Source organism: Tannerella sp. (assembly GCF_030528505.1).
Taxonomy (GTDB): Bacteria; Bacteroidota; Bacteroidia; order Bacteroidales; family Tannerellaceae; genus Tannerella.
This window is the reverse complement of sequence record NZ_JAUMYS010000008.1, coordinates 23,412-30,217: the sequence shown is the minus strand read 5'-3', so window position 1 is coordinate 30,217 and position 6,806 is coordinate 23,412. Positions and strand designations below refer to the sequence as shown.

The 6,806-nt window shown below is 44.3% G+C and carries 7 protein-coding genes; 6 read left to right on the top strand and 1 reads right to left on the bottom strand.

The features are described from left to right. A partial coding sequence (locus tag Q4A89_RS02255; protein ID WP_303183432.1) for a hypothetical protein occupies positions 1-184 on the top strand: 184 nt, incomplete at its 5' end. Between the two features lie 18 nt (positions 185-202). Here the strand turns inward: Q4A89_RS02255 and Q4A89_RS02250 are convergent. Then, positions 203-1,327, bottom strand: a complete 1,125-nt coding sequence (locus Q4A89_RS02250) for a 6-bladed beta-propeller (RefSeq protein WP_303183431.1) — start codon at positions 1,325-1,327, stop codon at positions 203-205. A 354-nt stretch (positions 1,328-1,681) separates the two neighbouring features. Here Q4A89_RS02250 and Q4A89_RS02245 point away from each other — a divergent pair, with 354 nt between their 5' ends. From Q4A89_RS02245 to Q4A89_RS02225, 5 genes are all read left to right on the top strand, one after another. Next, positions 1,682-2,530: a Bro-N domain-containing protein gene (locus Q4A89_RS02245; protein ID WP_303183429.1), complete on the top strand. Its 849-nt coding sequence runs from the start codon at positions 1,682-1,684 to the stop codon at positions 2,528-2,530. A 157-nt stretch (positions 2,531-2,687) separates the two neighbouring features. Further along, positions 2,688-3,659 carry a signal recognition particle-docking protein FtsY gene (ftsY, locus tag Q4A89_RS02240; protein ID WP_303183427.1) on the top strand — a complete coding sequence of 324 codons (972 nt, stop codon included), beginning with the start codon at positions 2,688-2,690 and terminating at the stop codon, positions 3,657-3,659. After that, positions 3,640-4,935 carry a 30S ribosomal protein S12 methylthiotransferase RimO gene (gene rimO / locus Q4A89_RS02235; protein WP_303183425.1) on the top strand — a complete coding sequence of 432 codons (1,296 nt, stop codon included), beginning with the start codon at positions 3,640-3,642 and terminating at the stop codon, positions 4,933-4,935. Before ftsY ends, rimO begins: the two co-directional genes overlap by 20 nt. 79 nt (positions 4,936-5,014) lie before the next feature. Continuing rightward, positions 5,015-5,305, top strand: a complete 291-nt coding sequence (locus Q4A89_RS02230; protein WP_303183423.1) for an HU family DNA-binding protein — start codon at positions 5,015-5,017, stop codon at positions 5,303-5,305. After that, positions 5,298-6,692 (top strand): HU family DNA-binding protein, encoded by a 1,395-nt coding sequence (locus tag Q4A89_RS02225; RefSeq protein WP_303183421.1) that lies wholly within the window; start codon positions 5,298-5,300, stop codon positions 6,690-6,692. Before Q4A89_RS02230 ends, Q4A89_RS02225 begins: the two co-directional genes overlap by 8 nt. The last annotated feature ends 114 nt before the right edge of the window (positions 6,693-6,806 follow it).

Sequence of the window (6,806 nt, the reverse complement as noted above, 5' to 3'; positions counted from 1 at the left end):
CACCCGTCGACAGGTTTCCGAAGCACCCATCGATACGTTCCGAACGTACCGAAATATCTCTCCGAGCTACCCGAAATCAGGTTCCGAACCGGTCATAATTTATTTCCGAACCGTATTAAATACCCCTCGGAACGTACCCAAATACCATTTGGAACGTATCGAAATATCGTTCCGAACCGGTTAGAACCTGTTTTAGAACGGACTATTTCTTTGTTTTATACTTCATGACAACGAGTACGGGATTCGCTTCTTCGTCCAATTGTGCGGCAATGTCCTTGAGTGGTCCTTTCAGCTCATCTTTTTCATACGCTTCAACGAGCTGATCGGTTGTCAGTATGTCGAATGCCGCGATTGTGCCATTTACCGGGTTTGAATTCATATTCACTTCATGCTTTTCGTAATCGGCATTGAATACGGTCGCGCGGTATAGGGCTTTTTCTTCCGTGTCATACATCAAATCGGTTCTTGGAAATCCTTTTCCCGTCGTGAAATCAAACTCTTTCTTAATCGTTTGCAGAAAATAATAACGGTCGGTCATCGTGCCCATCGTAAGGAGTATCTGAGGATCTGCGGAGGCGGTTTTTACTAAAAACGGACGGAGGGTGTTTCCTTCCGATAAATAAACCGTATCGGTCGATGTTTCAATAAGCAGAAACTTGTCGTGCCAAGGCACTATTGTGGGAATATGCGTTATAACAACCGAGTTTTCTTTATGCACGAACGGTACTTTGACGATATCGAAAGGAATCGGGATATTCCATGTCACAATTCCGTCCTGCTTCGAGATAAGGACGTGGTAGGAACGGCCGTCTGAAGGCATTCCTTCCTTATAATATATGGACATATCGTAGCCGATCAGATGCTCCCTATCGTAATTGAAGAGATCCGAATACGAAGCGCTGTCCGCGTGGTTGAAGCTCCGTTTGAAACGACCTTCCAAGTCATATACGAATGTTTTTCTCATGGGCATGCAATTGACAAACATTTCCTCGTTGGCTTCGTCCAGTACTATTCGGTAGATGGATGTATATTCTTCGGCTCCTTGTCCTTTTCTGTTTATTTTTCTGATGCCTTTCCCCGTTTGTCGGTCAAAGAGAAAAATATCGCCGTCGGCTGTTCGGTTTTTGGCTAAAACGTATCGGTCACCGATGGCCATTACATGGCCTTGGGTGATGAATTCATCGTTCGTCTCGAGCGGAATATATTCCACCTCCAGAAAATCCTGAAGCATCAGTTTTTTCTCCAGATAATCGGCATGTACATCGACTGTGATGATCGCGGTTTCTTTTTCTTGGCTGCTGTTTCCGCATCCGGCGCATAAAGCCATTAGAAAGACAGATGCAATGATTTTTTTCTTCTCATGATATTTCTTATTTTGATCGTTATGTGTGCAAAGATAAGCGGTTTTTGCAGAGTCGACTATTTATTTACATCCGAAAAGTTTCTTTTCTTACGATAAATGGATATAATTAGTTTCTGCTTAGGTTTTTTAGGAGAAGGCAACCGGACGGACGAAAACGTTTACTTTTTCGAAAATAAGCTCGTGTTTTCTTTGGTGGAAACACGAAAAAAAGATATACCTTTGCAAAGACTGTCAAAACATAGAACAGGGTGAAGACGAACGGGGCAAGTTCTACAAGGTATATTACAAAGAGGAAGATTGAGACAAAGACGAAATGCTATGACAAAAAAGCAAGCCATACAGTTATTTGAGGAGAAGAAAGTCCGCACCGTTTGGGACGAAGAACAGGAAAAATGGTACTTCTCCATCGTGGATACCGTTGCCATTTTAACGGATAGTCCCAACCCAAGAAAATATTGGAGTGTACTGAAAACCCGATTAAAAAAAGAAGGAAGCGAGTTGGCTACAAATTGTAGTCAACTGAAAATGCGCTCGTCTGACAATAAAATGTATCTAACCGATGTGGCTGATACGGAGCAGCTTTTCAGACTGATTCAGTCTATCCCTTCACCCAAGGCTGAACCGTTTAAGTTGTGGATTGCACAAGTGGCACGTGAGCGTTTGGATCAGATGCAAGACCCGGAATTGTCGATAGAGCAGGCTATGAGCGATTACAAACGTTTGGGCTATTCCGACAATTGGATCAATCAACGTCTGAAAAGCATTGAAATACGCAAAGAGCTTACCGACGAATGGAAGAAACGCGGATTGCAAGAGGGGATACAATTTGCGTCCCTAACCGACATTATCTACAAGACGTGGGCCGGTAAAACGGCTAAGGAGTATAAGAAATTCAAGGGGTTGAAAAAGGAAAACTTGCGCGACAACATGACTAACACTGAGCTGGTGCTGAATATGCTGGCGGAGCTATCAACCAAGCGTATTTCGGAAACGACCAATCCCGAAACAATGGATGAACACAGCGACGTGGCTCGTCAAGGTGGAGAAATAGCACGTAATGCACGTCTTGAATTGGAGTCCAAAACAGGAGAAAAAGTTATCTCTCCTCTAAATGCCAAACAAAGAGTTATGTTGAACGAAAAGGAATCCGAAAATAGCCAATCATAGAATAAAGACGTAGATGAATTTAGGGAAGAATTCCAATCGCTTTGCAAGGGAAATTTCAAGCACTTGAGAAGAAGTAGTAATCACTTAGGCCTAAATGATAGGTTTTAATTAAAAAATCATGTACCTTTGTAGCCAAAACATATATCATTAGTAAGCAATGGGCTTTTTTGAGTTTTTCAGTAAAGAGAAGAAAGAAACATTAGATAAAGGACTGTCCAAAACGAAAGAAAGTGTCTTTTCGAAAATCACCAAGGCTATCGTCGGAAAAAGTAAAGTAGATGATGCGGTATTGGATGAATTGGAAGAAGTCTTGATTACGTCGGACGTAGGAGTCAGCACCACGCTTAAAATCATCGAACGTATCGAGAAACGGGCTGCAAAAGACAAGTATATATCTACAAGCGAATTAACGACGATCTTGCGCGAAGAAATCGCCGCTTTGCTCACGGAGAACAAAACGGAAGATATGGAAGATTTCTCTGTTCCCGAAGGCAAGAAGCCTTATGTCATCATGGTGGTTGGGGTCAATGGAGTTGGAAAAACTACGACGATCGGCAAGTTGGCCTATCAGTTTAAAAAGCGGGGAAAGAAGGTTTATCTGGGCGCGGCCGATACGTTTCGGGCAGCCGCTGTGGAGCAGTTGGTGATTTGGAGTGAGCGCGTAGGCGTGCCGATCGTCAAACAGAAGATGGGCTCCGACCCGGCTTCGGTTGCGTTCGATACGCTTAATTCGGCACAGGCCAATGATGCCGACGTGGTGATTATCGATACGGCCGGCCGTCTGCATAATAAAATCAACCTGATGAACGAATTGACGAAGATTAAGAACGTCATGAAGAAGGTGGTGCCCGATGCTCCGGACGAAGTGCTGCTGGTGCTCGACGGCTCGACGGGACAAAACGCTTTCGAGCAGGCCAAACAGTTTACGGCTGCGACCGAAGTTAATGCGTTGGCCGTCACAAAGCTGGATGGAACGGCCAAGGGCGGTGTCGTGATCAGTATTTCCGATCATTTCCATATTCCGGTCAAATACATCGGTTTGGGCGAAGGCATGGAAGATTTGCAAATATTTAACCGAAAAGCATTTGTAGATTCACTGTTCGGAGAGCATGAGAAAAAACAAGGTTGACATCATCACCCTCGGCTGTTCGAAGAATCTCGTCGATTCCGAGCAGTTAATGCGTCAGTTTCAGCTGAATGGATATACCGTTACGCACGACGCGGAAAAAGTAAATGGGGAGTTTGTCGTGGTCAACACATGCGCATTTATCGGTGACGCGCAGGAAGAGTCCATCAACCTCATTTTGGCATTAGGCGAAGAGAAAGACAGAGGACGAATCGGCAAACTTTTTGTGATGGGTTGTCTGTCAGAACGTTTCTTGAAGGAACTAAAAACAGAGCTTCCCTTTGTCGACCGTTTCTATGGCAAATTCAACTGGAAAGAGCTATTGAACGATATCGGGAAAGCGTATCGTCCGGAGTCGTCGACCGATCGCGTCGTCACCACCCCCAAACATTATGCCTACCTGAAAATTGCCGAAGGATGTAATCGTACGTGCTCTTACTGTTCCATTCCGATTATTACCGGAAAATACCGGTCGCGTCCGATGGAAGAAATCGTAGACGAAGCAAGGTTACTGACTCGCAAGGGCATCAAAGAGATTCAACTTATCGCGCAAGATTTAACGTATTACGGGCTTGATGTGTACCGTAAAGCCGTTCTTCCCGAGCTGGTCGAACGTTTATCCGATGTTCCCGGTATCGAATGGATACGGCTTCATTACGGCTACCCGTCGCATTTTCCGCATGACTTGTTGCGCGTTATGCGTGAACGTGAAAATGTTTGTAAATACCTCGATATTGCGTTGCAACACATCAGCGATCCGATTCTGAAACGAATGCGTCGCCGAATAACCAAGCAGGGAACTTACGAACTCATCGGCCACATCCGTGACGAAGTGCCCGGCATTCATTTGCGAACCACCCTCATGGTCGGTTATCCCGGCGAAACGGATGAAGATTTTGCCGAATTGATGCAGTTTGCCAAAGACGCCCGCTTCGAGCGCATGGGCGCTTTTGCATACAGCCACGAAGTCGGAACGTATTCATATAAAAATCATCAGGATGATGTAGCGGACGATGTCAAGCAGCAGCGTCTGGATACGTTGATGCGGTTGCAGCAGAAGATTTCGACCGAAGTACAGCAAGAGAAAGTCGGTAAGGTTTTTAAAGTCATAGTGGACCGGGAAGAAGATTTTTACATCGGCCGTACGGAGTATGACTCGCCGGAAGTTGACCCGGAAATACTCATCAGCAAGGAAAAGCAATTAGATATAGGGCAGTTCTATACGGTTCAGGTGGAATCGTCGGAAGCGTTTGAATTGTATGGGAAAGCTCTCGTATAAAGATTATAAAATGTTAATTCTTTTGTTTAATTAAACGGAAACAGCGAATATAGACGTCTTAAAATAATAACGGTTGCATATGAAAGATATAGAATTGATCACTGAATTATCAAACCGACTCCGTTGGGAAAAACATGAAGTAGAAGAGATGCTCGATGCGTTCAGCCGCGTCGTAGGCGATAAACTTGCCGGCAACGATATCATTAGCTTGCATGGATTAGGACAATTCGAAGCAAAGAAAAAAGACGAACGCTTTTTGGCCAATCCGAGCAATAGTAAGCGTTATCTTATTCCTCCTAAGCTGGTTCCTGTATTCAGACCGGCAGCAACCTTGAAAACGTATTTAAGAACATTAGACAATCATGGCTGAGAAAATAACCATCGAGCATATGGCCGAGATGCTGGCTCAAACTACCGGAAAAGAAGCGGCAGACGTTGAGAAGTTTATTGAAACACTGATTGAGTTGGTCAATGAGGGCATTACGAAAGACGGATTCGTACGAATAAAAGGAATTGGCAGTTTTAAAGTGATTCTGGTCAAAGAACGTGAGAGTGTACACGTCAATACCGGAGAGAGGATTGTTATTCCGGCACATCACAAGTTGTCTTTTCTTCCCGATAAGTTGCTCAAAGAGAAGATTAACCGTCCGTTTGCTTTTTTCGAGGCCGTTGAAACAAACGGAACGGAAAGCAATGAGACAGCTTCCGTCAGTCTTTCGAATGATGACGAGGAGGATGAAAACGATGAGATCATAACTGCGGAAGAACCGACTCAGGAACCCGTCGGAGAAGCTACGGAAACAACAGAAAAGACAGATCCGAAAGCCGAAGAAGAAGCAACTCCGCTTTTGGTACTTCCCCCTGAAGAAGAGAAAAAAGAAGAACAGAATATCATGGACAAAGAAATCGATAAAAACGTTGACCAAGCATGGTCGGAAGAACGTGCAATCGGGAGCCATCCCGCATCTGCCACGAACCGTGAAACATTACAAAGTACAACATCAATAAAACAAAAAGCTATGAATGAAAATAAAGAACGTAAAGAGCAGCCTGTGAAAGAAACACCGAAATCTCATCCTGCCAAGCCTCCTGTGAAGAAAAAGAAACAAGAAGCGTCGAATACATCGTTGTATGTGATTCTGGCGTTGTTACTGTTGCTGTTAGGGGTAGGAATATTCTACTATTTCTATTATGATCGTTTATCGTACAACGAATTCAACGACACAACGCAGCATACACAGACAACAGACGATTCGTTTATATTGCCCGCAGACTCCACCGCGATGCAGGAATCGGAACAAGGCACTAATGCCGATACGCTTGGGGTGACTGCTCTCGAAACGAACAAAAGCTCCGCTGCCTTACCAGCCGCCCCGGTTTCGTCTACGCGGAAAGAACAAACAACATCTACAACATCGACATCTCCTAAGAAAGCGGCCTCTCAGCAGACGAAGTCAGCGAAGCCGGTTGCAACTGCCGCTTCCGCTTCATCCGACAAAAACGTTATGGCACGTGTAAAAATAGCACCGGGCGAGCGGTTAACGTTACTTGCGCAAAAATATTACGGAAATAAAATCTTCTGGGTCTATATCTATGATTTCAACAAAGCTAGAATTCCCGATCCCGACCGTGTGCCCGCAGGAATGGAAATTCTGATTCCGGCCAAAGAGGTGTACGCGATTAATGCCCAAAGCAGTGTATCCCTTGCACAGGCAAAAGAATTGCAGTCGAAAATCATGGCGAAGAAGACGAAATAATCTTTTTAAAAATAAACAAATTAGAGCATAGCAACTCGTTGTGTGATTAGTATTATTTAACGGCGAAACTTCAATATACCAACCTGAATTTTCTATTTTTGTGCGTTCAAAAAT

Excerpts from the sequence above, each read along its gene's own strand:
- Q4A89_RS02230 (WP_303183423.1), top strand. The coding sequence starts at position 5,015 with ATGAAAGATATAGAATTGATCACTGAATTATCAAACCGACTCCGTTGG.
- Q4A89_RS02245 (WP_303183429.1), top strand. The coding sequence starts at position 1,682 with ATGACAAAAAAGCAAGCCATACAGTTATTTGAGGAGAAGAAAGTCCGC.
- ftsY (WP_303183427.1), top strand. The coding sequence starts at position 2,688 with ATGGGCTTTTTTGAGTTTTTCAGTAAAGAGAAGAAAGAAACATTAGAT.
- Q4A89_RS02225 (WP_303183421.1), top strand. The coding sequence starts at position 5,298 with ATGGCTGAGAAAATAACCATCGAGCATATGGCCGAGATGCTGGCTCAA.
- rimO (WP_303183425.1), top strand. The coding sequence starts at position 3,640 with ATGAGAAAAAACAAGGTTGACATCATCACCCTCGGCTGTTCGAAGAAT.
- Q4A89_RS02250 (WP_303183431.1), bottom strand. The coding sequence starts at position 1,327 with ATGGCTTTATGCGCCGGATGCGGAAACAGCAGCCAAGAAAAAGAAACC.